The sequence below is a fragment of the Bartonella propinqua genome, assembly GCF_047263965.1.
Classification (GTDB): domain Bacteria; phylum Pseudomonadota; class Alphaproteobacteria; order Rhizobiales; family Rhizobiaceae; genus Bartonella.
Genome location: NZ_JBLEBK010000001.1, coordinates 361437 through 386947, shown reverse-complemented (window position 1 = coordinate 386947; position 25511 = coordinate 361437). Strand labels below are relative to the sequence as shown.

Annotated in this window: 19 protein-coding genes; 6 read left to right on the top strand and 13 right to left on the bottom strand. The window is 38.6% G+C overall.

Annotated features, from left to right (window positions below; all coding sequences use genetic code 11):
• Nucleotides 1-7 precede the first annotated feature (7 nt).
• Genes ACMFKV_RS01575 through hutG form a run of 3 tightly spaced genes read left to right on the top strand, consistent with a single transcriptional unit; the run spans nucleotide 8 to nucleotide 3409 of the window.
• Nucleotides 8-1375, top strand: coding sequence for a purine-cytosine permease family protein (locus ACMFKV_RS01575; protein WP_413154335.1), 1368 nt, complete (start codon nucleotides 8-10; stop codon nucleotides 1373-1375).
• Nucleotides 1376-1386: 11 nt separating this feature from the next.
• Nucleotides 1387-2595, top strand: a complete 1209-nt coding sequence (gene hutI, locus ACMFKV_RS01570) for an imidazolonepropionase (protein WP_413154333.1) — start codon at nucleotides 1387-1389, stop codon at nucleotides 2593-2595.
• Entirely contained in the window at nucleotides 2588-3409 is an 822-nt protein-coding gene (hutG, locus tag ACMFKV_RS01565; protein ID WP_413154331.1) for an N-formylglutamate deformylase, read from the top strand. The genes hutI and hutG overlap by 8 nt, the downstream gene beginning before the upstream one ends.
• Nucleotides 3410-5838: 2429 nt before the next feature.
• Here hutG and ACMFKV_RS01560 read toward each other — a convergent pair.
• The 4 genes from ACMFKV_RS01560 to ACMFKV_RS01545 all read right to left on the bottom strand — a co-directional run bounded on the left by ACMFKV_RS01560 (nucleotide 5839) and on the right by ACMFKV_RS01545 (nucleotide 10158).
• Nucleotides 5839-6597, bottom strand: coding sequence for a BID domain-containing T4SS effector (locus ACMFKV_RS01560; RefSeq protein ID WP_413154329.1), 759 nt, complete (start codon nucleotides 6595-6597; stop codon nucleotides 5839-5841).
• Between the two features lie 379 nt (nucleotides 6598-6976).
• On the bottom strand, nucleotides 6977-7120 hold the full coding sequence (locus ACMFKV_RS01555; protein ID WP_336287769.1) for a hypothetical protein: 144 nt from the start codon (nucleotides 7118-7120) through the stop codon (nucleotides 6977-6979).
• Nucleotides 7121-7524: 404 nt separating this feature from the next.
• Entirely contained in the window at nucleotides 7525-8673 is a 1149-nt protein-coding gene (gene lldD, locus ACMFKV_RS01550; protein WP_336287768.1) for an FMN-dependent L-lactate dehydrogenase LldD, read from the bottom strand.
• Between the two features lie 390 nt (nucleotides 8674-9063).
• On the bottom strand, nucleotides 9064-10158 hold the full coding sequence (locus ACMFKV_RS01545; protein ID WP_413154327.1) for a 2'-deoxycytidine 5'-triphosphate deaminase: 1095 nt from the start codon (nucleotides 10156-10158) through the stop codon (nucleotides 9064-9066).
• A gap of 287 nt (nucleotides 10159-10445) precedes the next feature.
• Here ACMFKV_RS01545 and mutL point away from each other — a divergent pair, with 287 nt between their 5' ends.
• Together mutL and ACMFKV_RS01535 are read left to right on the top strand one after the other, a co-directional pair.
• Nucleotides 10446-12290: a DNA mismatch repair endonuclease MutL gene (gene mutL / locus ACMFKV_RS01540; RefSeq protein ID WP_413154326.1), complete on the top strand. Its 1845-nt coding sequence runs from the start codon at nucleotides 10446-10448 to the stop codon at nucleotides 12288-12290.
• A gap of 131 nt (nucleotides 12291-12421) precedes the next feature.
• A complete protein-coding gene (locus ACMFKV_RS01535; protein WP_413154324.1) occupies nucleotides 12422-12658 on the top strand; it encodes a DUF2093 domain-containing protein in 237 nt (78 codons plus the stop codon).
• A gap of 56 nt (nucleotides 12659-12714) precedes the next feature.
• On the opposite strand, the gene lpxK is transcribed toward ACMFKV_RS01535, so the two are convergent.
• The 7 genes from lpxK to ACMFKV_RS01500 form a co-directional block, all read right to left on the bottom strand.
• Nucleotides 12715-13734 (bottom strand): tetraacyldisaccharide 4'-kinase, encoded by a 1020-nt coding sequence (gene lpxK / locus ACMFKV_RS01530; protein ID WP_413154323.1) that lies wholly within the window; start codon nucleotides 13732-13734, stop codon nucleotides 12715-12717.
• Nucleotides 13724-15046 (bottom strand): lipid IV(A) 3-deoxy-D-manno-octulosonic acid transferase, encoded by a 1323-nt coding sequence (waaA, locus tag ACMFKV_RS01525; protein WP_413154322.1) that lies wholly within the window; start codon nucleotides 15044-15046, stop codon nucleotides 13724-13726. Before waaA ends, lpxK begins: the two co-directional genes overlap by 11 nt.
• A 770-nt stretch (nucleotides 15047-15816) precedes the next feature.
• The gene (locus tag ACMFKV_RS01520) at nucleotides 15817-16059 is read right to left on the bottom strand and encodes a DUF4170 domain-containing protein (RefSeq protein WP_336287762.1); all 243 of its coding nucleotides are present in this window, start codon (nucleotides 16057-16059) and stop codon (nucleotides 15817-15819) included.
• A gap of 45 nt (nucleotides 16060-16104) precedes the next feature.
• Nucleotides 16105-16908 (bottom strand): 3'(2'),5'-bisphosphate nucleotidase CysQ, encoded by an 804-nt coding sequence (locus ACMFKV_RS01515; RefSeq protein WP_413154321.1) that lies wholly within the window; start codon nucleotides 16906-16908, stop codon nucleotides 16105-16107.
• Nucleotides 16895-18226 carry a TldD/PmbA family protein gene (locus tag ACMFKV_RS01510; protein ID WP_413154320.1) on the bottom strand — a complete coding sequence of 444 codons (1332 nt, stop codon included), beginning with the start codon at nucleotides 18224-18226 and terminating at the stop codon, nucleotides 16895-16897. Before ACMFKV_RS01510 ends, ACMFKV_RS01515 begins: the two co-directional genes overlap by 14 nt.
• A gap of 701 nt (nucleotides 18227-18927) precedes the next feature.
• Nucleotides 18928-19497, bottom strand: a complete 570-nt coding sequence (gene rsmD / locus ACMFKV_RS01505; protein WP_413154319.1) for a 16S rRNA (guanine(966)-N(2))-methyltransferase RsmD — start codon at nucleotides 19495-19497, stop codon at nucleotides 18928-18930.
• On the bottom strand, nucleotides 19478-20881 hold the full coding sequence (locus ACMFKV_RS01500; RefSeq protein WP_413154318.1) for a pseudouridine synthase: 1404 nt from the start codon (nucleotides 20879-20881) through the stop codon (nucleotides 19478-19480). The genes rsmD and ACMFKV_RS01500 overlap by 20 nt, the downstream gene beginning before the upstream one ends.
• Before the next feature lie 273 nt (nucleotides 20882-21154).
• On the opposite strand from ACMFKV_RS01500, the gene ACMFKV_RS01495 reads away from it, so the two are divergent.
• Nucleotides 21155-21598 carry a nucleoside deaminase gene (locus ACMFKV_RS01495; protein WP_413154316.1) on the top strand — a complete coding sequence of 148 codons (444 nt, stop codon included), beginning with the start codon at nucleotides 21155-21157 and terminating at the stop codon, nucleotides 21596-21598.
• A gap of 411 nt (nucleotides 21599-22009) precedes the next feature.
• Here ACMFKV_RS01495 and ACMFKV_RS01490 read toward each other — a convergent pair whose 3' ends face one another.
• Nucleotides 22010-22258 (bottom strand): hypothetical protein, encoded by a 249-nt coding sequence (locus ACMFKV_RS01490; protein ID WP_336287757.1) that lies wholly within the window; start codon nucleotides 22256-22258, stop codon nucleotides 22010-22012.
• 198 nt (nucleotides 22259-22456) lie between these two features.
• The gene (ileS, locus tag ACMFKV_RS01485; RefSeq protein ID WP_413154315.1) at nucleotides 22457-25372 is read right to left on the bottom strand and encodes an isoleucine--tRNA ligase; all 2916 of its coding nucleotides are present in this window, start codon (nucleotides 25370-25372) and stop codon (nucleotides 22457-22459) included.
• Between the last annotated feature and the right edge of the window lie 139 nt (nucleotides 25373-25511).

The following is a 25511-nucleotide window of genomic DNA, read 5'->3' as shown; positions in this document are numbered from 1 at the left end:
TACCATTATGAGTAATAACAGCTATATAGAAACCCATTCTATTGAGCCGATTCCAGATAGCAAACGCTATGGTAACATCTTCAGTCAGTTCACTTTGTGGATGGGGGTTAACTTGCAAATTACCGCCGTTATTACAGGTGCTCTAGCGATTGTCTTTGGTGGCGATGTTTTCTGGTCTCTGATAGGATTAGCTATCGGTCAGGTAGCTGGTGGGGTAGTTATGGCACTTCATGCAGTGCAAGGACCCAAATTAGGTATTCCACAAATGATTAGCAGCCAAGCGCAGTTTGGTGTCTATGGTGCTTGTCTACCTGTTTTGCTGGTATGCTTGATGTATCTAGGCTTTATTGCAACTGGAGTCATACTCTCTGGACAAGCAATCTCTGCACTGTTTGGTATTTCGGAAAACAGCGGTATTCTACTCTTCACTGTCGCAACATTAATTGTTGCTTATGTAGGCTACCGCCTTATTCATGTATTGGGAAAACTTGCTAGCCTGATCGGTATTATCGCCTTTGTCTATCTGTTTTGGAAAATTAGTACTCTCCACCCTCTTACTGAATTGATAACTGTACAACCTTTCCGCTGGAGTACATTTTTAACAGCTGTTGGGTTATCTGCTTCATGGCAAATTACTTTTGGTCCTTATGTTGCTGATTATTCAAGATATTTGCCTCGTGATACATCACCATACAAAGTCTTTTATGCAGTAGGTGGTGGTTCAGTGATCGGTGCTCAGACTGCAATGACTATGGGAGTGTTGGCAGCAACAATTTTCCAGAACAAATTTATGGGACACGAAGTGGACTATATCGTAAGTCTAGGTGGAACTGGAGCGGTGGCTATCGTGCTCTACTTAAGTATCGTTTTCGGAAAGCTGACAGTCAACACGCTGAATGCATACAGCGGCCTGATGTGCCTAACAATAGTATACAGCTATATTAGCAGAAAGGGAAAAGTCAGCCAGTGGGAGCGGTTTATGATGCTAGTAGCGATTATTGTTGTAGCCACTGGAGCAGCGCTCCTTGGACAACACACTTTTTTAATCGCATTCAAATCTTTCCTGTTCTTTCTGCTCACATTTTTAACCCCTTGGAGCGCCATCAACTTAGTAGATTACTATTTTTTTAACCACCGAACTATCGATATTGCTGCTCTTAATGATCCTAAAGGGAAATACCGAGCTTGGAATTCTACTGGTTTCGGAGTTTATATTCTAGGAGTGATCGTACAGATCCCGTTTATCAATAATGTTTTTTACAGTGGCCCAATGGTGGAACTCCTTGGTAATGTAGATATCTCGTGGATTATCGGATTGGTAATCCCTGCAGTTATCTATTACAACTTACGCAAACACCAATCCACTAACTATTAAAGAGGTTTGTCATGTATACAATTTGGCAACATTGCCAGATAGCTACTATGGTTGGTGGTCATTACAACCTAATTCAAAATGGTGCAATGTTAACTCAGGATTCTACTATCATGTGGGTGGGAGAAGCAAATGCCGTACCAGATTTCCCCGTTTCACGACAGGTAGATCTCCATGGAAATCTGGTTACTCCAGGGCTAGTGGATTGCCATACCCATGCAGTATTTGGCAGCAACCGTGGAAAAGAATTTGAGCAGCGCTTACAAGGGGTAAGTTATGCAGATATTGCCGCTGCAGGCGGCGGAATTGCTAGTACAGTACGTGCTACTCGTGCTGCCAATGAACAACAATTACAAGATAGTGCTAGCCGACGAATCAATGCACTACGTCAAGATGGTGTTACAACACTGGAAATCAAATCTGGATATGGTCTTGATCTTGAGAGTGAGCGCAAAATGCTGCGCGTAATTCGTCAGATCGGTGATACAATGCCATTAACTGTGCGTAGTACCTGTCTTGCTGCCCATGCTGTACCACCAGAATATCAACAACGAGCAGACGATTGGATTGACTATATTTGTCACAAACTATTACCGGAATTACATAAAGAAGGACTGATAGACGCGGTGGATGCCTTCTGTGAACATCTGGCATTTACAACAGCTCAGGTTGAAAGGGTATTTCAGGCTGCACAATCGCTGGGATTACCAGTAAAACTTCATGCAGAGCAACTCTCATTACAACACGGTGCTGCTCTTGCAGCACAATATCATGCCTTATCTGCTGACCATCTTGAATATCTTTGTGAGCAAGATATCGCTTTGATGGCAAAACATGGCACTGTAGCCGTATTGCTGCCAGGAGCATATTACTTTTTGCAAGAAACTCAAAAGCCACCACTGAATTTATTAAGGCAATACCGTGTACCCATAGCGATCTCTACGGATATGAACCCTGGAACCTCTCCCGCACTTTCGTTGCGCCTAATAATGAATATGGCATGTACCTTATTCAGGATGACACCAGAAGAAGCTCTAGCTGGGGTAACTCTGTTTGCAGCTCAAGCTCTGGGGCTAGAAGCAGTGTGTGGCTCACTGGAAAAAGGCAAAGAAGCTAGCTTTGTTGTCTGGGATGCAGAACATCCAGCAGAATTAAGTTACTGGCTCGGAGGTACATTATCAAAACAGGTTATTTATCGCGGGAAGGAAGTTTATCATGACTGAACCATATAAATTATCCCAAGGAACAATTCCACTTTTGGTGAGTATGCCTCATCCTGGTACAGAATTAACTTCACATGTTGCAGCAGGACTAACCCAACGAGGTCAGCGTTTGGAAGATACTGATTGGCATATTCCTCAGCTTTATCAGGTTGTTGCCGATATGGGAGCTAGCATGCTGAGTGCTAATTATTCTCGCTACGTAGTAGATCTTAATCGTCCTTCAGATGATAAGCCGCTTTATAGCACTGCTACTACAGGATTATTCACCGATATTTTTTTTGATGGGGAACCGCTGTTTACCTCACAAGGTAAGCCAGATCAGCTTGCAAAAGAAAAGATTCTAAAAACAATTTGGCAGCCTTATCATGATGCGCTAACCAATGAACTAGCGCGATTACGGGATAAATTTGGCTATGTATTGTTATGGGATGCACATTCAATAAAATCAGTGGTGCCACGGTTATTTGAAGGGCGGCTGCCAGATCTTAATTTTGGTACTGCGGATGGAACCAGTTGTGACCCTACTCTGAGTCAAATGCTGCTGAATCTTTGTAAAAATCTCCCTCTAGGTATCCCACAATACAGTTATGTATTGAATGGACGCTTCAAGGGAGGATATATTACACGCCATTATGGTAACCCTGAACAGCATATTCATGCAGTTCAGTTAGAGATGGCTCAGTGTATTTATATGGATGAAACAACCTTTTCTTGGCTTCCTACACCAGCCGCTCAGGTACAAAAATTACTTAAGGCTCTCATTACAGCAGCACTCGACTGGGGAAAACAACGTTATCATGGTTCTATTGAATAAATTTCATTTTTTGAAGTTTAGATATTAGTATACCATTAGATGCGTTTTACTTAAGAAGAAGCACCGCCACACAAAGAACCACGTCTAAGAAATTGAAATTAACTTAGACGTGAAGTGAAGAGGTTGAAAAGATACTATAAAAATCCAAATTTTCATGCTGAAAAAATTAAAAATTTAAATACTCGAAATTTCACAGCTGAATACATGAAAAATTTTGTATTTGATAAAAAAAGCTTACGACTAAATTCATTGTGTAAATTTATAAGTAATATTTTCTAAATTTTCTAACCATACGAAAAAAACAATTAGCTGATTCCTCGTACAACCAATAAAGTTTATTGTTTATAAAATTGATAAAAGCTAAAAAAATAATAATGGCTAGTCTAGTTCATAGCTATTTTATAGAGATACAATACAAAGTGATAAGTTGCATCAGTTTCTCATTACTTTATCTGCTCACGCAAATCGTAAGATAAAGATAAAGCTATTAATTTGACAAAATAGTTATTAGCTCAATAAATCCAGTTATACTGTGTAAAAAGTATACTGTATTTTTTATGACTGAATCTGAACTACCATTATATTAGAAAGTAGATGGTGGATTTACTGTATCTTAAAAAACCAAATATGATGTGAATATCCTCCTTTAAAAAGGCACTTCATTAATTTTTATCTATATTCAAGCAGTATACTGGATTTAACTCCCTGAACACAGAGTGATACGCTTATTCCAAGAAAATACAGATGACCTGATGAAGAGAAAAAGCTTCAGCGCAAAGCTCAAACGTAAATCATCTCAGCTGACTATTACCAGAATTATACTGTTATTGAATTACCAGAGCCATAACTACTAGGATTTTTATGATAACACGCTGGATAAACCAGTGACGTGATGAATATTAGAACAAAACACCAGCAGCATTTTTTATTATATCCAAACAGATTGAAATATGTGAATTGAGGAAAAAACTTTAGCATCATATTAAAATGGAAAATGAAATATTGGTATTTTTGATGTCAGAGTTCCTGAACAATTCTTCTTAATTGCAAAACTTAGAGTACTAGTCTTTTCTCAGGCTGATAAATGAGCTGAAGCTCATCAATTGTTAACAATCTATACCATTATAAACAAAAAAATCAGGCACATGCCACTATCATTGAAATTATCTTGATCGTCAGTGCAATCAAAAAACCAAATCTGGCGTAATGTGAAGATTAGAAAGGTCATACTGAGCTTATAATAGTGCCTGATCTATTTTCCAGAAAATTGGTTAGCAATCAAGCGATATGGCTATTGCTAACAGTAAGCTAACCAAAACAGCGACGAAAATAGCCTAGTAAACCTCACTGAGATAATGTTCTAGAGCTGCTAGTTGGTAAATACCTTAGTAAAAAATACCACTCACTTTTAAAAATTTTTCGATATGATAAATGTATTTATTTATTGGAAATCAGCATATATAGAATTTGATTTATCGAACACTAAATTATTTCCGTTCTGAAATCTATAAAACTGGTTGCACAATTAAGGGGATTTGCCATTAGTCTTAGATCTCTTAAACTTCATAATACAACTAAAAAGTCAAATAAGACAAGTTTTCCCTAAAGAAAATCTTCCCCATTTCTATAAAAATTTACTGTAAGCAATCATGAAGAATATTTTCAATGATTTTAGCTAGCCTTCTTTTATTGCCAATATAAACAGCAAAAAGTGTAACAGGGTCAATCAATTTTAATGTTTCAGAATGAATTGTGTCCATTATTTGTTAACAATCTTTCATACATAAAGTCACTCTCTTATTGCTCTTAACCTTCATTCTCTTTTCCAGATTGTTTATATAGATCTCTTTACATACCAGAAAGTACTTTTAATTCTTCAGCACTGGGCACTTTTTATCACTATATCTTTACTTTCCCCAATCTGATCCCTCTTCCTCACCAGCCTTTTTGGTAAAAAATCATATCACAAATAAATTGAGCTGGAAGCTAAACCATTCTAGCTATTCCACTGTTGTATTTTACTATCTTTATCCTTATTAATAGCCTCTGTTACAGAGGTATAAATACATTTTTGATCAACACCACTTGTTTGTAATCCATTGCATTTTGCATCAATTATACAGCCTCTTTGGTAATTTCTTTTCCATAAAAATCCCCCTTGTACTACCCTTGCACATCTTAATCGAAGAAATGAATTTAAACAAAAATAAATAGCATGAGACATATCTATTTTTATGATAAAATCCCTGTTGAACCAACAACAACGCTACACCACCATCTTGAGTGCAATCCCGTACTCTAATTTCACAAATAGACAATACTCAACACACAGACACCTCCCCTCCAATAAAGCCGTACCTCATTCTTCATGAGTAAGGTTTTACTTTAAAATACCCTCCATGAAAAAAAACACAAAGTTTTACACTCTTTTAGCTTGCCATAGCCATTGCTTGTGAGCGATGAACTTTAAGCTTTTGAGCATGCTGGTGTGCTTCTTTGGTTTTCTGAATGATGCCTGTAACTTCCTCTGCTTGTGCTGATGATATGCCAATACTGTCAGCTAGTTTAGCATAATCATTTTCATTAATTGCTTTATGATCACTTGGTGAGAGACGATCCTTGATTTTACTTGCAAAATCAGTGAGCTCTTTTTGAAGTACGAGAGAAACCATTAAAGCTTCTTGTTGTGCTTCTTTTGACATGGCAAGAACACTTAGCAGCTGTCCACTTGGCATTTCTACCGCTTTTTCGCAACGCATTCGTTCTGTTTCACGCCTTTGAAGCGTTGCCATACTAACAAAACTTACAGCATCTGCATAATTTTCAATTGCTTCACTAAGTTGCGAAACATGTTCTTGAGCCTGTCTGCGCGCTGGACTTTTTACGCCTAACCGTTTAACCCCCGCAAGCTTAGAAATAGATCGAGGAGAACTTGCAATCTGATCCGCAACCTCCTTGTATGAGCTTGGATCTACGCTAATCTGATCCACATATTGGTTCAGTATTCCTGAATTGCCATAGACCACTTTCGACAAGCGCTGAATTTCTTTTTTGTTTGATTGAACAAGGAGATCTGTTGTAACGACTTCAAAAATCTCCTCTCTGCTCAAAGGAGGGACTTCCTTTCTTGGGATGAGAATATTTCCAAGGTTTTTATCCATTAATGCTTCAGGTTTGTGGCGTTTCATAATGAGAATCTTTCTTCTTGAATAAGGGTATTTTGCACTCATTCTATGATTGCAATACAAATAAAATACATAATGATAATTATCGTTCCCATCTTTGGATATTTTATGACAGAATATTCTTCATTACACATATTATGAATGGTAATGTATTGTCACCTCTTACTAAAATAATGATTAAAAACTCGTAGACACTCTTCAGTGTTATATTGAATGATAATGTCATTGGGAATAACATTAACCCAAAGATTGCAAGTGATACTGTATTCAGGAATCTTCCAGAACTATGCAACGCAGCCTACCAATATAGTTAAGCGCTGTTTCTAAAAAGATATGGCTACATGGTAACGAATATATCTTCCTTTACTCAGCTTTACAGTTTTCACAAGCAGCCAGAACAACCACTCAGTAAGTGAAGATTGCAAGTAGTTTCACATTTTAACTTTTCTCGTTCTTTGATAAGATCACATTCTGTACGAACAACGATGTTACGCCACTGTTCAGCTAATTTGTGTACTTTCTTCAAGGATATATCCTTTCTACCACCTCACTTCATTTCTCGACATCATCCATGATGGTACAGCGTAACCCCCATGCGACACCCTCTTACGCTTGCACAACCTACAAGCCAGCATCCCACCCCTATTGTCTTTTTCGATAGCCAATGTTGTAACTATTCTTGCACTTAAAAGGTTTATAGCCCCCCCCACAGTCAATCCACTCAAAAACCGCCTCTTGTCAATTTATCCACGGATCCACCTTTCAGCTTGCTGATAAAAAAATATGTTGCCAAAAAAACAGCACCATTTAATCATTAAAATAAAATACAATAATAGACTGGTTATCTTAATTTTAACATCTATTAACCCATTGTTTATTTTATGCTAAATCTCACTATACGCCATACAAAATATCCGCAAACATTCTTCATTAATCAATAGCACTTGCACTTGCTAGACTCTCGCGTGTGATTTCTTTAATTGCACGCACACCAGTCAATGTCATAGCAACCCGCATTTCACTAGCAAAAAGATCAAGGAGATGCGCAACACCTTTCTCACCTGCTGCAGCAAGCGCATAAACAAAAGCTCGACCAATCATGACAGCATCTGCACCTTGTGCTATCATGCGTACAACATCGAGACCAGAACGCACACCAGAATCAACTAAAATAGCCAAATCACCCTTTACAGCTTCCGCAATTGCTGGCAACGCTCGCGCAGTTGACAATACACCATCAAGCTGACGCCCACCATGATTAGAAACAACAATACCGTCAGCACCAAACTGTACTGCTTCTCGCGCATCTTGCGGATCAAGAATCCCTTTCAGAATCATTTTTCCCTTCCAAAATTCTCGAATCCATTGGAGATCAGGCCAACCAATTGATGGATCAAAATTTGCACCAAGCCAACCAATATAATCTTCCAATACAACTCTCTTCTGAAGATAAGTAGAAACGTTTCCAAGATCATGTGGTCGCCCCATAACACCAACATTCCAAGCCCAATGTGGATGAAGAATAGCCTGTAAAGTACGGCGTAAATTAGCATAAGGTCCAGACATCCCCGAATGTGCATCACGATAACGCGCACCTGGAACAGGCATGTCAACTGTAAAAACTAATGTGCGTACACCAGCTAACCAAGATCGTTCTAAAACATCCCGCATAAACCCACGATCCTTGAGAACATAAAGCTGAAACCAAAACGCATCTCCAACCTCTGCCTGCACTTCTGCAATGGAACAAACAGAAACTGAGGACAGTGTAAAAGGGATACCTTTCGCAACTGCAGCACGTGCAGCTTTTACCTCACCACGACGCGCATACATACCTGTTAACCCAACAGGTGCAAGCACAATCGGCAGATCAAGTGTTTGCTCAAAAAGCTTAATTGAAAGATCAACTTCACCAACCTGCCGCAAAACCCTTTGACGCAGTGCAAGTGTTTGAAGGTCTGTACAATTACGTCGCATCGTTTCCTCAGCATAGGCTCCACCATCAATATAGTGAAAAAGAAAGGGGGGAAGCCGACGTCTTGCTGCTTTACGGTAATCAAATGTTGAGGAAATAATCATAATGGCACCATTGCTCCTGAATGAAATGCGAAAACGCCCTAAAATTAATAAACCCCAACCCACACGCCTTCTATGAAACGTTCTAATAAAACATTCCATTCAGTAGTTGCAGGGAATAAAGATTGCAACCTAAAAAAACTCATTGATGAAAATAATGTCTTTATTATTTTTTTCCAGATTAAAAATTTAATCTAGGAAATTTTTTGTTTTTTGAAAATTTATTATTGCACTATAATTGAAAATTAAACTATTTGTTCTTGAATACTATTGATACAAGATCAGATACATCGTCATTTAAATTCTAAACATAACATAAATGGTGCAACTCATTTAATTAAAAAAAACTAAAGCTTTTCCTTTCATGAATACACGTTATCATAATCCATGTTTTTAAACTTGTTTAAAGTGCTTAGATAATTTTAATCCCTGCGCTTGATAATGTGATCCAGCATGATGCCCATAAAGTACTGATGGACGATTAAGCATGCGCTCATATACTAAACGACCAATAATTTGACCATGCTCCAAAATAAATGGAACTTCATGGCTGCGCACTTCTAAAACTGCCCTTGCTCCTTTTCCGCCAACCTCCATATGCCCAAATCCTGGATCAAAAAAACCTGCATAATGCACTCTAAACTCACCAACTAATGGATCAAAAGGCGTCATTTCAGCGGCATAAAGTGGAGGAACATGAACAGCTTCTCGCGAAACTAAAATGTAAAATTCATCAGGATCAAGGATCAGTTCCCTTTGACCACGATCAAAAAGAGGTTCCCAAAAATCTAAAACATGAGCAACAGCTCGTTTATCAATGTCAATAACACTTGTATGGCGCTTCCCACGATAACCTACAAGTCCATTTTCATTTCCTTTCAAATTAATAGATAGCCCAACACCACCATCGCTGATATTAGGAAGATCATCCGATATCAGCATTTCATCCTTATGCAAAGCATGCAGCTCAATTTCATTTAAATAACTTTGCCCCTTGCGGAACCGAAGCTGAGCTAAATACGAACCAGTACGTACCAAAATTGGAAATGTACGTGGACTAATTTCAAGATAAAGTGGTCCATGATAACCTGCACAAATTTTATCAAATTCCTGAGCATTATCCGTGATAACACGTGTAAAAATATCTAACCGTCCCGTAGAACTTTTAGGATTAGCAACTGCAGATAAATTCTTTGGTAAGGCTAAGTTTTCCAAAAGAGGAACAATATAAACACAACCTGTTTCCAAAACTGCCCCATCCTGCAAATTAAATTCGTGCAACTTTAACCGCTCGAGCTTATCCAAAACTTTTGTATCAGATCCTGGCATAAAGGAAGCACGTATACGATAAGCTTTCTCTCCTAACCGGAGATCAAGACTTGCAGGCTGTATTTGGGTTGCATTAAATGGCCACAAAGCTTTAACAATGTCATTATCAATTAAAGTCTGTATATCACTATCTGCCAAAATACCATTTACTTGCACCATGTATCCTGCCTTCTATCTTTACCTTGCTTCTTTTTTTCCCCAGAGATTTGTGGGCAAAATTGTCTTAGAGCGATTTATTTTTTACTAACTTTCTAAGCCAATTCTATAACATAATAAAAACGATTTTTTGCCATAATCAAGAATAGAGCATCACACACGACGAAATAACACTTAAAAAGTGCTCTTTTAAAGAATATCTTTTACGCTCTCTCATTCTTGGAATGTTGAGCAAATAATGTTATCATGGTTAAAATTCTTATAAAATCCGTTAGAATCCTTTTAGTTATATGCTTATACGCCATCTTAGCGAAAATATTATTAATCAAATCGCCGCTGGCGAAGTTATTGAACGACCCGCAAGTGTCGTCAAAGAGCTTATTGAAAATGCCATTGATGCTGGAGCAACGCGAATTGAAATTGTCACAGCAAATGGTGGAAAGAACTTTATAAAAGTAAGCGATAATGGCTGCGGAATTCCTGCAGATCAGTTAACTTTAGCGGTTTCTCGCCATTGCACATCAAAAATTACCGATGACGTGCACAATATCTGCTTCCTTGGTTTTCGAGGAGAAGCTTTACCCTCTATTGGTTCTATCGCAAAACTTAAATTGACCTCACGAACGCAGCATGCTGACAATGCTACTGAAATTACTGTAACAGCAGGGCAAAGTGTAGGACCAAAACCAGCAGCCGCTAATCTTGGAACTATCGTTGAAGTTCGTGACCTCTTCTTTGTCACTCCAGCACGATTAAAGTTTATGAAAACTGATCGTGCCGAAACAAATGCTATCACTGATATAATTAAGCGAATTGCTATAGCATTTCCACATATCCGCTTTTCTCTTTCTGGTCCAGACAGAACTTCCCTAGAATTACCCGCTATGGAGAATAGTCCTCAAGGACAATTACAACGTATTACACAGATTATGGGAAAGGAATTCGCCTCTAATAGCATTATACTTAATGCTGAGCGTGAAACAGTTCGCTTGACTGGCTTTACCTGTTTGCCATCCTTCAGTCGTAGTAATAGCCTTCATCAATTTGCTTATGTGAATGGACGCCCAGTGCGTGATAAACTTCTTTGCGGAGCAATCCGAGGAGCCTATGCTGATGTCATGGCTCGAGATCGCCACCCTGTATCCATTCTTTTCATTAATTTACCACCTGCTGATGTAGATGTTAACGTACATCCAGCTAAAGCTGATGTACGATTTCGTGATCCAGGGTTAATTCGCGGTCTAATTGTTGGAGCAATTCATGAAGCATTGCATCAGACTGGTGTTCGCCCCATTTCAACAAACTCAGAAGCAGCTCTGGCTGCATTTCAAACTTCACAGTCGTTGGGAACTTTTAAAAACACGCACCAGACTTTTTCTTACAACCCACAAAAGCAGCATCTCGCATCAACGTCTGCATCAATGATTCACAAACCATTAGAAGTTACAAACTCTCACAACTTCAGAGAGGATTCCACTTCTATTATGGAATCCTTAGATATGCCAAGCGGCGATGTATGCGCTGCAAGCACTATACCTTCATCGGAAGAGTTACATTATCCATTAGGAGCTGCCAGAGCGCAAATTCATAAAAACTATATTATCGCTCAAACTCAAGACAGTCTGATAATTGTTGATCAGCACGCTGCTCATGAAAGATTGGTTTATGAAGCACTCAAAAATGCACTTTATTCTAAACCGCTTCCTTCACAATTGCTGCTTATCCCTGAAATTGTAGAGCTCTCCGAAGAAGATGCAGCGTGTCTTTTAACGCACAAGGACGCTTTGCAGAAATTTGGCTTAGGAATAGAACCCTTTGGACCTGGCGCAATTGTTGTGCGTGAAACACCTGCCATGTTAGGAGAAATTAACGTACAAGCTCTTATTAAGGATCTTGCAGACGAAGCAGCTGAATATGATACTACAGACAATTTAAAAGCGATGCTTGATTATGTTGCAGCAACTATGGCCTGTCATGGATCAATAAGATCAGGGCGCCTTTTACGTCCTGAAGAAATGAATGCACTTTTACGACAAATAGAAGTAACGCCCAATACAGCTACATGTAATCACGGACGTCCTACTTATATTGAACTCAAATTAGCTGATATAGAACGGCTTTTTGGCAGAAAATAAATTACACTTTTCTAATAAAAGCTGTTTTAATAAAAAAGGGATATTTTTTAAATTCATTCTCGACTTTATAAAGCAACTTATGGCATTTTGTTTGAATCATCTCTCATATAGATAAAAAGGGGCTATAAAAAATGTTTTCCAACAATGAACGCGAAGCAAAAATTCATTACTCCAACAGTGGATATAAAATCGTCAAATATGGGACTTATACTCTGTGCGCTGTTAGCGGACAAAAAATTCCTATAGACGATTTAAAATATTGGAATCATCACCGTCAAGAAGCATATGCCAATTGCGAAATTTCTTATCATCGCGAAATTGAATGCAATCCATATCTCAGTCAATTGTTGAAAACACAAAAAAAATAATCGATTAAATACTATAAAAAAAAAGTCCTCTTATTGCCTTTAAAATTGCAAATTGATTAAAGAAAACGCTTTCTTTTTTCAAAACGCGTCATAACTTCTTCAAGGATTATACTGCAAAAATCTTTCTGAACAAAATCGACTTTAACATCAAATATAATGAGGTTTTTTAACTCTTTTTGCACACAGCTTGTCTGTATACGCATATAATCTTTAGCAGTCGTAGCCAGCCATAAATTTTGAATTTTAGCTCTCTGTACTAAATTTCTTAAATCTGTGTCGGTAAAAAAATAATGATCTGGATAAGAATACGTTTGTACAACATGACCAGATAGCTCTTTAATTGATCTGAAAAATTTATCTGGATTACCGATACCTGCAAATGCCAAAAATAATTTTCCTGCAACCTCATCAGAAGCTAATGATTTAAGGTGTGCATGATGCAAAGGTTTGCCGGTCTCAGTGACAAGAAAAGTGACCTTATCATGAGCATCTGAATGACCAATCAACAAAACACTGTCCATCAAAGAAAACTGTGTTTTTAACGATACACGCAAAGGTCCTGCCGGAAAAACAGCTCCATTACCAAAACCACGCATTGCATCTACAACAAGCAACGCATAATCCATATAAAGACGACGACTTTGAAACCCATCATCCATCAAAATAAGATTACATCCTTCCTTCTTGAGCTGTTGTGCCGCAGCATAACGATCAGAGGATATAGCCACAAAAGCATGCTGTGCTAATAAAAGCGGCTCATCTCCAACATCGCGCGCATTATCACATTCCCTACTTACCAGATGCACCCCCTTAGCCATTCCACCATAACCACGTGATATAACACCGGGTACTAAACCAAGCTCTTTGGCTACTTGGCAAAAAGCAATGACAACAGGCGTTTTGCCTGCACCACCTAATGTAAAATTGCCAATACATAAAACTGGAAGATCAATAATAGGAGGTTTTCTTGCCATACGACAACGCGAAAAATAACCATATATCCAAGAAACTGGTGCTAATAAAAAACGTAAAAAGCTTTTATCTTTCCACCAAAAATGAGGTGCGCTAATACGCATACCTACCTCGATGCTGATTTAAACTTGTTTGTATTACAAGAGGCTGCAAAAATGGATCAAGAATCTTTAATGTGCGCTCGAGTGCACCAGCCATATCCGCAGCTACTTCATAAGCTTTATCAACCATTTCTTGCCGTAATGCTTCATTTGTTAAAAGCTTATACACCTGAATAGCAAGCTGTTTTGTATCTTGAACCATATATGCTGCATCGCGGGTTAAAAATTGTTCAAACATCTCTTGAAAATTTGAAACGTGGGGTCCTGTCAAAATAGCTGAACCAAGAAAAGCTAACTCTAATGGATTATGTCCACCGTCCCCACATAATGACTTACCAATAAAAGTAACTTTTGATAAACGAAGAAAAAGTCCCATTTCTCCAATTGTATCTCCCCACAAAATGTCCGTATTCGCATCTGGAATAGTATTTTTGCTTCTACGAACGAAACGCAAACTCTCAATGGTACATCTCTTGATAAGATCTTCTGAACGCTCAGGATGACGAGGCACAATGATGGTCAACAAATCAGGTAAATAACTTTTAAGAATCTTATGAACTTCAAAAGCGATCTGCTCTTCCCCTTCGTGGGTTGAAACCGCTGCCCAAACTGGACGACCACCAATAGCATTACGATAATGCGCGAGCAATTCTTGATTTTCAATAAGCAAAACGTCAGCCTTGAGATTACCAGAAAGTGCAACAGATTTGACTCCAAGCGTATGGTAATAAGCTACATCTCTTTCATTTTGACCAATAGCCATATCAATATTCCTAAAAATATATCTGGAAAGAACACGCTGTTTTTGCCAAGCTTTAAAAGAGCGTTCAGACATATGGGCATTAACCAAAATCTGTGGAATGCGCATTTTGGCAAGCTCTTTAATCCGTAGAGGCCAAATTTCTGATTCACAAATCAGTGCTAAATCAGGCTTCCAGTGGCTTATAAAACGCCGCACTGCCAGATTTAAATCCAATGGAGCATATTGATGAATGACTCGATTACCAAAATGTTTTTTCACTAAGGAAGAAGATGCTACAGTACAAGTTGTCAATAATATATTGATTTTTAATGATAAAACATAATTAATGAGTGGAACAAGAGCAAGCGTTTCTCCAACACTGGCCGCATGCAACCAAATTAATGAACCTTGTGGACGTACCTGATGGCTTTTACCTAAACGCTCTTTTTGACGACCCCACTCTTCTTTTCCACGTATAGCACGAAGCACCAAATAAAAAGGAATAACAGGACGTAAGCAAAAACCAATCATCCGATAGATTAAAAGAGCCGCACGTGCCTTTAGTTCTATCATTTAAATCACCTCACCCACTTATTTTGAGATACCTGTAAACTTTCTCTATTAAATGATTCACCATACTTGTTCATTATATCCACTTTTATCTTAGTAAAATACAACTTGAACTTTTAGAAACGAAAAGCGTTTCCCTCACGAAAATGATTAACTATCCAAAGGGAAAGCGGAGTTACAATTTTACGTTGCGCTCTTTCAAGAATCTTCTCCCATGAAAATACAATGTATACAAAGTATGATAAGGTAAATAATTTAGCCAACAAAGTAATCCATTTCCTAAATTTACACACTTTTCTATATAAGATATCCACAATCTAGCCATCTTTTGCTAAATTTAAGAACATTTTAACTATGTTACTAGCGTCTGTTTTCGCTTTTATTTAATATGACGCGTTCACCTAGCTCCTCTGAACTACGCGCACATTGAGACTATAACCTTTTTGTAAATTATGTATTTATTTCTGTATTAAAAAAATGAAACAATAAGACTTCATCATACCCCGCTCATGCAAAAAAGTGATAATAAGCGTATTATAAGTGCTCTATGTTTTCCTTCATAACATCATTTGAGCTTTTCAACCGCCAATTTATCCAAAAATAATGCAAATAATTTTTCAACATCCACTGATAAAATTTTCCAAAATCACATTTTCATCAATAAATGTTCTGTTTTTTTAAATTATTTCACTCACTTTAATATCAAATCTAAAAAATTCAATATTACTACACGCGCATAACGAAGAAAACAATAATCCAATATCAAGCTCTATTTACGCATTGCCTGTTTCAGGATCAAGAAATTGATGCAAGTCTACAATGTAATAACGTTGCAATGCGTTATCTACACTGCTCTGCGCTTTTGCCTGCCATGCTTCTTGAGCCGATTGATAATCTGGAAAAATACCAACTACATCTAAGTCATCCAGATTCTTAAACTGATTACTATTCAGATCTTTCAATTCTCCCCCAAATACAAGATGCAAATATTGTTTTTTTTCTCTGGATTCCGTCATGTGTTCCTCCATAGCATTAAGAAATTTGAGCATATTTTTATGTGATTAAACCAACTTCGCTTGACGAACAACATCTATCATATTTTGACAGCAATTATTTTTACCAGCAATCAAAAATCCATATTGATAAGGTTCAATCCCATAAGATATAAAAGGTGCATCAAGTGATAGAAAACGTCCCCCGCATTCCTGCAAAATAAGATCAGCAGCCGCAATATCCCACTCATGACAATTCGGACGAACCAACACGACATCGATCTCACCTTGAGCAACAAGAACAATACGGTAAGCAAGAGAAGGAATATGAGGGGAAAAACTGACCTGATTACGAAAATCATCTGGCAATTTTTGAGCTACCGATTTATCAAGCGAAACTATATATTTGCGATTAACCTGAGATGCCAAAAGAGGAAGTTCCATGCCATTTAATGTCGCTCCTCCACCAGTGATAGCTGCATAAACATTCCCTTGAGCTGGGCACTGCAAAACACCCACAATAGGACGACCATTCTCAACGATGGCAATCGAAATGCACCAATAAGGACTGCCAGAAAGGAAACCACGAGTCCCATCAATAGGATCAACCACAAAATAACGTTCATAAACCTGTTGCCTTCGATTATCTTTTGTTTCTTCTGAAATCCAGCCATAATCTGGGCGTGCTTCAAGAAGCCTTTTCTTTAAAAAATGATCAACTGCAAAATCTGCTTCACTGACTGGTGAATTTCCATCTTTAATCCAAACATCTAACGCGCATCCAAAATACTTCATTGCTAAATCCCCTGCCTCTCGACAAACATCAAGCAAAAGGTTTAGATCAGAAGAATGATGCGAGTTATTTTCCTGCAAGTGTCATCCCTTCAATTAACAATGTCGGAGCAGCTACACCATAACGCCGATCAATATCATTCGCAGGCGTTAAATGCGCTAACATATGTAGCAAATCAGAGCCTAGAGTTACTTCGCTCACTGGATAAGCAATTTCACCGTTTTCAATCCAAAAACCAGAAGCGCCACGACTATATTGACCCGTAACAAAATCAATACCATGTCCAAATAATTCTGTAACATAAAAACCATTCTGCAAACTTTTTATCATATCGTGCGGTGATACTAAACTTGGTTCAATAGCAAAGTTAGTACTTGCAGGCTGAACTAATGATGCCGAACGCACACCGTGACCATTAGTTTTCAAACCCAATTCACGCGCTGAAGATGATGAAAGAAGCCAATTTTTTAAAATTCCATTTTCAATAATATTCAATGCTTGCCCTTCAACCCCCTCTCCATCAAAAGGACGAGAAGAATTTCCACGCAAGAGTAATGGTTGATCTGTCACATTAACATCAGGCTTCATCACTGCTTTGCCAAGAAAATTTTGTAAAAGACTCGTTTTGCGAGCAACCAATGCCCCATTGACCATACATGCGATATGTCCAGCAATTCCACGAGCCATACGCGGATCAAAAACAACATCAACAATCCCAGTAGCTGCACGAACTGCACCTAAGCGCCGAACCGCACCTAATCCAGCATTTTTTCCCACAGTTTCTGCTGCTTCTAAATCAGAAAAATGTAAAGCTGTTGTATAGTCATAATCCCGTTCCATCGCAGTACCTTCACCAGCAAGCGCACTACAAGAACGTGAAAAGTAACTAGAACGATAGGCTCCACAAAAACCATCGCTGGTCACAAGAACAAATCCACTACGACCATAAGCTGTCGCAGCTCCACCAGAGTTGCTTACCCCTTTAACATCAAGAGCTGCTGCTTCCATTTTCAAAGCATCCTCTGTTAAAGAATGATTATGCGGAACAAAATTATCAAAAAGATCAAGATCTTTAGGGCAAGTAGCTAAACAGTCTTTATCTGCCAGACCTTCAAATAAACTGTCAGGAGAAACTTTAGCCATTGCAACAGCACGTTCTGCTAATTCCTGTGGGTAATTCGCTAAATTAGCAGAAACACTTGCAACTTTCTTTCCAACAAAAACCCTTAGTGTAAAATCATCGCTCTCTGAAGATTCTGTCGCTTCAACTTTTCCGAAACGAACCGATACACGCAGAGAATGTGCACGTATAATAACAGCATCAGCAGCATTTGCTCCAAAACGCTTTGCCGATTCAACCAACGAAGCGGCTTTATCAATCTGATCCTTCTCAGTCATCATGGACTCCATCACATATTGATTATTACATTGATAAACAACCTGACAAATTTATACAAAAATGTAATTTTCGTATGCTTATCAATAAAAACTATGCGTCATTAACACATTCTTTTTTCTGCAACGAATCGAGAAACTCCTTTCAGATTCTCTCCGAAAAAGCGCAGTATGTTATAAATTTCCTTGGTTTCAACCCTTACTTACAATCTGCTTTTGTCATTCCACAAACCAATTCTCTACTTATAATCAATCCGACAGACGGTTATGGTGCAACGACATTTGGTTGTAAGCCAAAGTTCTCCAACATTCCAGTAATCAAAAGATCACTTAAATCATATATTTTTCAGCTACTAAGAGCCAAATCTATTTTCATTATTATCTTTCCTATAGTATTCTTTCATCTCTACGCAAGCGCAAGAAAACGCTTCACTGTGGTGTCCCTTTTGTATTTCATCAGTTCTCACGTAAACTGACAAAAAAGTATATCAATTCTTTATTCAAGAATTTTTTACAATTGATATAACCTGATCCAAAATAACAGCATTGATTTTATTTCCATATATTTCCATGTAATTAATCAAGGCTTATCATCACTGAATTAAAGAAAAGTTTTGCACTCACGAAGCACCCTATTCATCCATACGAGAAGTACAATGAAAAAAGGCGTATAGAATCCGTTTTTTCATCCTATTGACTCTCTCTTAGGATCGAATCCATGATCGCAGTTTATAAAGACGTATTGCTGTATCACCATAAAAACGCTCATCATCTAAATAAAATACATCAGGTAACTGAATAATCGCATCTTTTTTTTCTTCAAGTATAAAAAGTGTATCAGCTTTTGCCCACCCTCCGTTTAGAGCCTCTACAAAAGCACGCTCACCTAAACAATAGCCATAGGGAGGATCCGCACAGATAACATCAAATGGAAGCATTGTCCCAATACTACCAAGTTTAGTTGCATCACGACGCAAGATCCGCCCAACTGACTGCAATTCAAAAGATTCAATATTTTTTTGAATCAGCCCACGTCCCTCAACAGAGTTTTCAATAAAAACAGCAGCCTTTGCACCACGCGAAAGTGCCTCAATGCCTAAAGCACCAGTACCAGCAAAAAGATCAAGAATACGTTTGTTGATCCAAAATTGTTCTTCTCGGCTAGAAAGAACATTAAAAAGACTTTCGCGTGTGCGATCACTCGTTGGACGAATCGACTGACCAACAGGTGCAAACAAAACACGCCTCGCAAATTTACCGCCGATGACCCGCACGTGATCCTCCAAATGCCTTCGATGTTTTTGTACCACCGCTATACGATTTAGATTTTTTTATGGCACTATTAAATGATTTCGTTCTTTGCTTATTCTCAACAGAACGCTCATCATGACCGCTTTTAACAATCTTTCCTTCTTTCTTAAAAAAACGATCTTTTTTGCTAGAAACACGCGCCTCATCATAAGAAGTCTTTCCACGCTTTTGATCAAGACTGACGCCCTTATCTTTCCGTAACTGGGTTTCTTGTGGTTTTTCCTTACCTCTATGGAAGACTCTCTTACTGAAAAAATCGCTCTTATGACCATGAAAGCTATCCTCACTATGGAAAGACTTTTTACGCGCATTTTGTGGACGTGCACCAGGAGCCATCCACACATTAGAACGGCGAGAACGCGGCAAAAAACGTTCGGCTTTTTTATCTTCGCTCTTCTCTTTACTCACAAACTTATCATCAGGCTTTGTGCTTAACCGTGCCCGACCGTGCTCAGCAGAACTACTTCTGTGTCTGCGTTGCACATCTCTCCCACTTGAAAAAACCCAGTCATCCTTTTCAACAGAAAGATCTTTACTACCTCGCTTTTCCGTAACAGTTGCAGAATTTGAAAATGGCTTAAGAATAGGAGAATCAAAATCTGCATTCGCTTGCATAATTAAACGCTCACCCAACTGATCACGTAACATCCGACCTTTCAACTCACGAACTGCTCCTTCTTCCAAGTCAGATAACTGAAATGGACCATAAGATATACGAATTAAACGATTAACCGATAGTCCTAACGCACCTAGAACATTTTTTATTTCACGATTTTTTCCTTCACGCAAAGCTACAGAAAGCCATATATTCGACCCTTGTTCACGTTCAATTGATGCTTCAATCGAACCATAGAAAATACCATTAATCGCAATGCCATTTTTCAGGCTATCAAGTGCACTTTGTTTTACTTTTCCATGAGCACGAACCCGATATTTGCGCACCCATCCCGTTACAGGAAGTTCTAAGACACGCGCTAAACCACCGTCATTGGTTAACAGTAAAAGCCCTTCTGTATTAATGTCAAGCCTACCTACAGAAAGGACACGAGGCATCCCTTTCGGCAAATTGCTAAATACTGTTGGTCTACCTTCAGGATCACGGTTAGTGGTAACAAATCCTGCTGGCTTATGATAAAGCCATAACCGTGTTCGTTCTATAGGAGGCAAAAGTTTTCCATCAACTTTAATAATATCAGAGCGAGTAACATTAAAAGCAGGCGTTGTCACAACTGTACCATTAACAACAATACGACCAGCAATAATCATCATTTCTGCATCACGACGCGATGCAACACCTGCACGTGCTAGCCTTTTGGCAATCCGCTCATTTTCACGGTTTTCATTCATTTGCTTTTCACACCAACCTCTTCCATATATTCAGCTAATTGTTTACATGCACCACATCGTTTACCCTGAGATAGGGGGGAGTAGCACAATCATTTATCATTTTCTATCCTTTAGCAGTAATAATGTATCTGTTTACTTGCAAGTTTGTTTTAAATATTTTTAAAAGCAAGAGTGTTTCTTTCATTATAAAATGATAATAGCTTTACCCATTTCTACAGCATCCCTCTATAGAAAAAAGCCTTTTGGCTTTCTATGTTTTATAGAAAGAATATTATGACTTTAACTCCCATGGAAGTAGCCCTTTTAGAAGCACAGTGGGCAGAAAAAAAAGATGAAGTCCCCGTAGGCGCCGTCATTACACGTGGAAAAACAATTATTGCACGCGCTGGCAATTACATAAAATCCGCACACGACCCTACAGGACACGCAGAGATACGCGTTATTCGTATGGCTTGTGAAACATTACAAAGCGAAAGGCTTCCTGATTGCGACCTTTATGTAACACTCGAACCTTGTGCAATGTGCGCTGCAGCTATTTCATTCGCACGTATACGACGCCTTTATTATGCAGTAAACGATCCCAAAGGTGGCGCCATCGAACATGGTCCATACCTTTACCAGCAACCCACCTGTCATCACAAACCCGAAGTTTATTCTGGTTTTAAAGAAAAAGAAGCCGCCCAGTTGCTTAAAGACTTTTTTGCACAAAAGCGATAAAAATAATTCCTATCCTCTCATTATCAACACGCACTTTTTAAAAATATAATCCTTTTTTAAAAGGCTACTAAGCGTTTTGAACGGAATCCATTTTTGAGATATTTGTTCTCTCACATTATTTTAATATTGTACCTTTACTTATTAACCAACATATGCAATTTCTACTGATTGACGATAACTTATATAGAAATTGAGACACTTCACACCACACCCTCCCTCACCCTTTCTCACGACATAAATATTCCTATCGTTACTTTACATTAAGCTGTAAAAACTTTTTGAACTGAAAATATCAAGATATCTCTTAACTTATGATACTATTTTGTAGAAAATAAAATCTCAGCCACCAAAAAAGTGCTACTGTAATACTGCATGTTGCTGTTCTACTGAAAAGTTACTCTGTGCTCTATTTTACTGAGGCAAAGGCAAAGTGGTATGCGAGTCGACATTTGGCAACACAAGCTGCGGATGAGGCTTCAGAACAAGCGGATTATTGTTATTTTTTGATTTTAGCGGAGAAGAGTTAGCAATATCTTCTAAAAACTGCACCGAAACTGCACTCCCCGTACCATAGGTAGGCGCAGATAAACTACATCCTGTTAAGATAAAGCATACACTCAAAATGCTTGTTGAAAATATTCTTACTTTACGTTTTTCCACTGCTGAACCATTTTCTTAAGTATATGGCTGATTAATATTCCCGCAACTTATTAAAATCAGCCTATGCACACCCCCCCCCCACAGATAAAACAGTGGGACTTATCAGTACCATAAAAGATCATACCCATCAATGATAGAATTCAAATAATAGCGCTGTTTATAACCCTTTACCTCTGTACCTCTCTTAATTAAAAATTTTTAAATTTTGCCGAGCATCTGTAATTCCCGTAAAGCAGCTGCATCGCGAGCAGATACATCAGGATAAGCTGGATCGCTCCCAACATCTTGTGTATAACGCCATGATCGCGCACATTTTGTGCCCAAAGCCTTCTCTGAATACACACCAACACCTTCAACATCATTGAGAATAAAAGCATCCGAAGGAGGATCATCTTGAATAACTGTTAAAGCACTGGTAATACAAATTTCTGCCATATCCAAATCTTCTACTGCCTCCAGTAAAACTGGATTAGAAATAAAAACGACAGGCGCAGCCTCCAAAGATGACCCAATATGCTTGCTAGCACGCTCAAGTTCTAAAGCACCCGTCACAACTTTACGAACCTGCCGAACTTTTTTCCAGCGCTCAGCCAAAAATTCGTTCTGCCATTCATCTCGCGCAGGACGAAACTGCTCTAAATGCACTGATTGACTTTCTGGGTAGCGTGCTAACCACGCTTCTTCCATTGTAAAAGGCAACATTGGAGCAAGCCATGTTACCATCCGCTCAAAAATCTCACGAACAACTTGCAAAGAAGCTTTACGTTTTTTTGATGAAGGTGCATCACAATAAAGAGAATCTTTGCGGATATCAAAATAAAACGCCGACAACTCAATGATTGAAAAATCTAATAACGCACGCATAATTTTCTTAAAATCAAACTCATCGTAAGCTCTATTAATAAGCTGATCAAGCTCAAAAAGCCGATGCAATATAAACTTTTCAAGATCTGGTAGTGCACAATACGATATTTCTTCTCCTTCATCATGCGCTAAAGTTCCAAGCATCCAGCGAATTGCATTACGCAATTTACGATACGAATCTACATTCGTCTGAAGGATTTTTTTTCCTAAACGCTGATCTTCCCAATAATCAGTTGTCATAACCCAAAGACGAAAAATATCGGCACCAGATGTTTTAATAACCTCTTGCGGAACAACTGTATTTCCTAGAGATTTAGACATTTTTTTGCCATTTTCATCCAAAGTGAAGCCATGCGTAATCACCGCTTTATAAGGTGAACGTGTGCGCGTACCGCAGCTTTCCAAAAGAGAAGACTGAAACCATCCACGATGTTGATCGGATCCTTCAAAATAAACATCGGCAGGCCACTGTAAATCATCCCGATCTTCTAATACAAAACTATGACTTGTCCCAGAATCAAACCAAACATCAAGAATATCAAGAACCTGAACCCATGGTTCATGCGCACGCTCCCCTAGAAAACGTTCACGCGCTCCTTCAGCAAACCACGCATCTGCCCCTTCTACTTTAAAAGCCTGCAAAATACGCTCATTTACACGCTCATCTTTAAGAATAACGCCGTCCTCATTCGCAAAAATACAAATCGGCACACCCCAAGCGCGTTGACGAGAAAGAACCCAATCAGGACGATCCGCTATCATGGAAGCCAGACGATTTTGACCAGAAGAAGGAACAAAACGCGTCGTCGAGACAGCTTCTAATGCCCGACTACGTAGTGTTGACCCATCTCCAAGATCTTTATCCATCGCAACAAACCACTGTGGCGTATTACGGAAAATGACTGGTTTTTTTGAACGCCAACTATGGGGATAAGAATGTTTTAAACGACCACGTGCAAACAATCGATCCGCTTGAATGAGAGCATCAATAACCTCTTTATTAGCATCACCCATTTTTCCATTATCATCAATAACGCGCACGGCTCCCCCTTGACGATCTGGTCCAAAACCAGGAACATCCTTCGTATAAAAACCAGCATCATCAACGGGAAATGGTATAGAAGTATCAATCCCAGCTTGCTCCAATATAGACTTACAAGCATTCCAAATTTCAAAATCCTCACGCCCATGGCTGGGAGCTGTATGAACAAAACCTGTACCAGCACTCTCTGTTACGTGCGAGCCATCAAGCATTGCAATTTTGTAATTATAACCTCCAGCTAGACCTTTGAGTGGGTGAGAAAGAATCAGAGTTTTAAGCTCATCAGTAGAAATAACACGCAAATGCTTCAAAACAAGTTTTGCTTTTTCTGCACAACTCATAGCCAAAGCATCAGCAAAAAGAAGCCTTTCTCCAGCTTGAGGACCAAAATCATTTTCTGTGCTTTCAACTTCATAAACACTGTAAGAAATTTGCGAAGAGTAACTCACTGCACGATTACTAGGAATTGTCCATGGAGTTGTTGTCCAAATCACGACATAAGCACCATGTAAATCACTAGAATCTGTTTCAAAAACAGGAAATTTAACCCAGACAACCTCTGATTCATGATCATGATATTCAATCTCTGCTTCAGCCAAAGCTGTACGTTCAACCACAGACCACATCACAGGCTTTGAGCCACGATAAATCTGATCTGACATAGCAAACTTCATCAATTCACTCGCAATACGTGTTTCTGCATGAAAAGCCATTGTGGTGTAAGGAGTATTAAAATCCCCGACAACGCCAAGACGCTTAAACTCTTCACTTTGTACAGTTATCCAATATTGTGCAAATTCACGGCACTCTTGACGAAATTCATTAAGAGGCACATCATCCTTATTTTTCCCTTGTGCACGATATTTTTCTTCAATTTTCCATTCAATCGGAAGTCCATGACAATCCCAACCAGGTACATAATTTGCATTAAAACCACGCATTTGAAATGAACGAACAATCACATCTTTTAAAACTTTGTTCAAAGCATGCCCGACATGAATGTGACCATTTGCATAAGGTGGACCGTCATGAAGAATATAAAGTGGACGATCTTTTGCTTGCTGACGCAATTGAGTATAAAGCCCTATATCTTCCCACCGCGCCATCAGTTCAAGCTCTTTTTGTGGCAAACCTGCACGCATAGGAAAATTTGTTTGTGGTAGATAAAGAGTTTTCGAATAATCTATTGTTTCATTTTTCACAGTCATTGTGAAATATTCCTGTCCACTTTTACGATCTTACTTTTGCATAATTCCCTTAAACCTCACAACTTTAGTTTTTTGATCTGCAGAAAACCGCACCAATCATTCATATCAGGCAACGTTCAAGGAGATATATTATCCATAC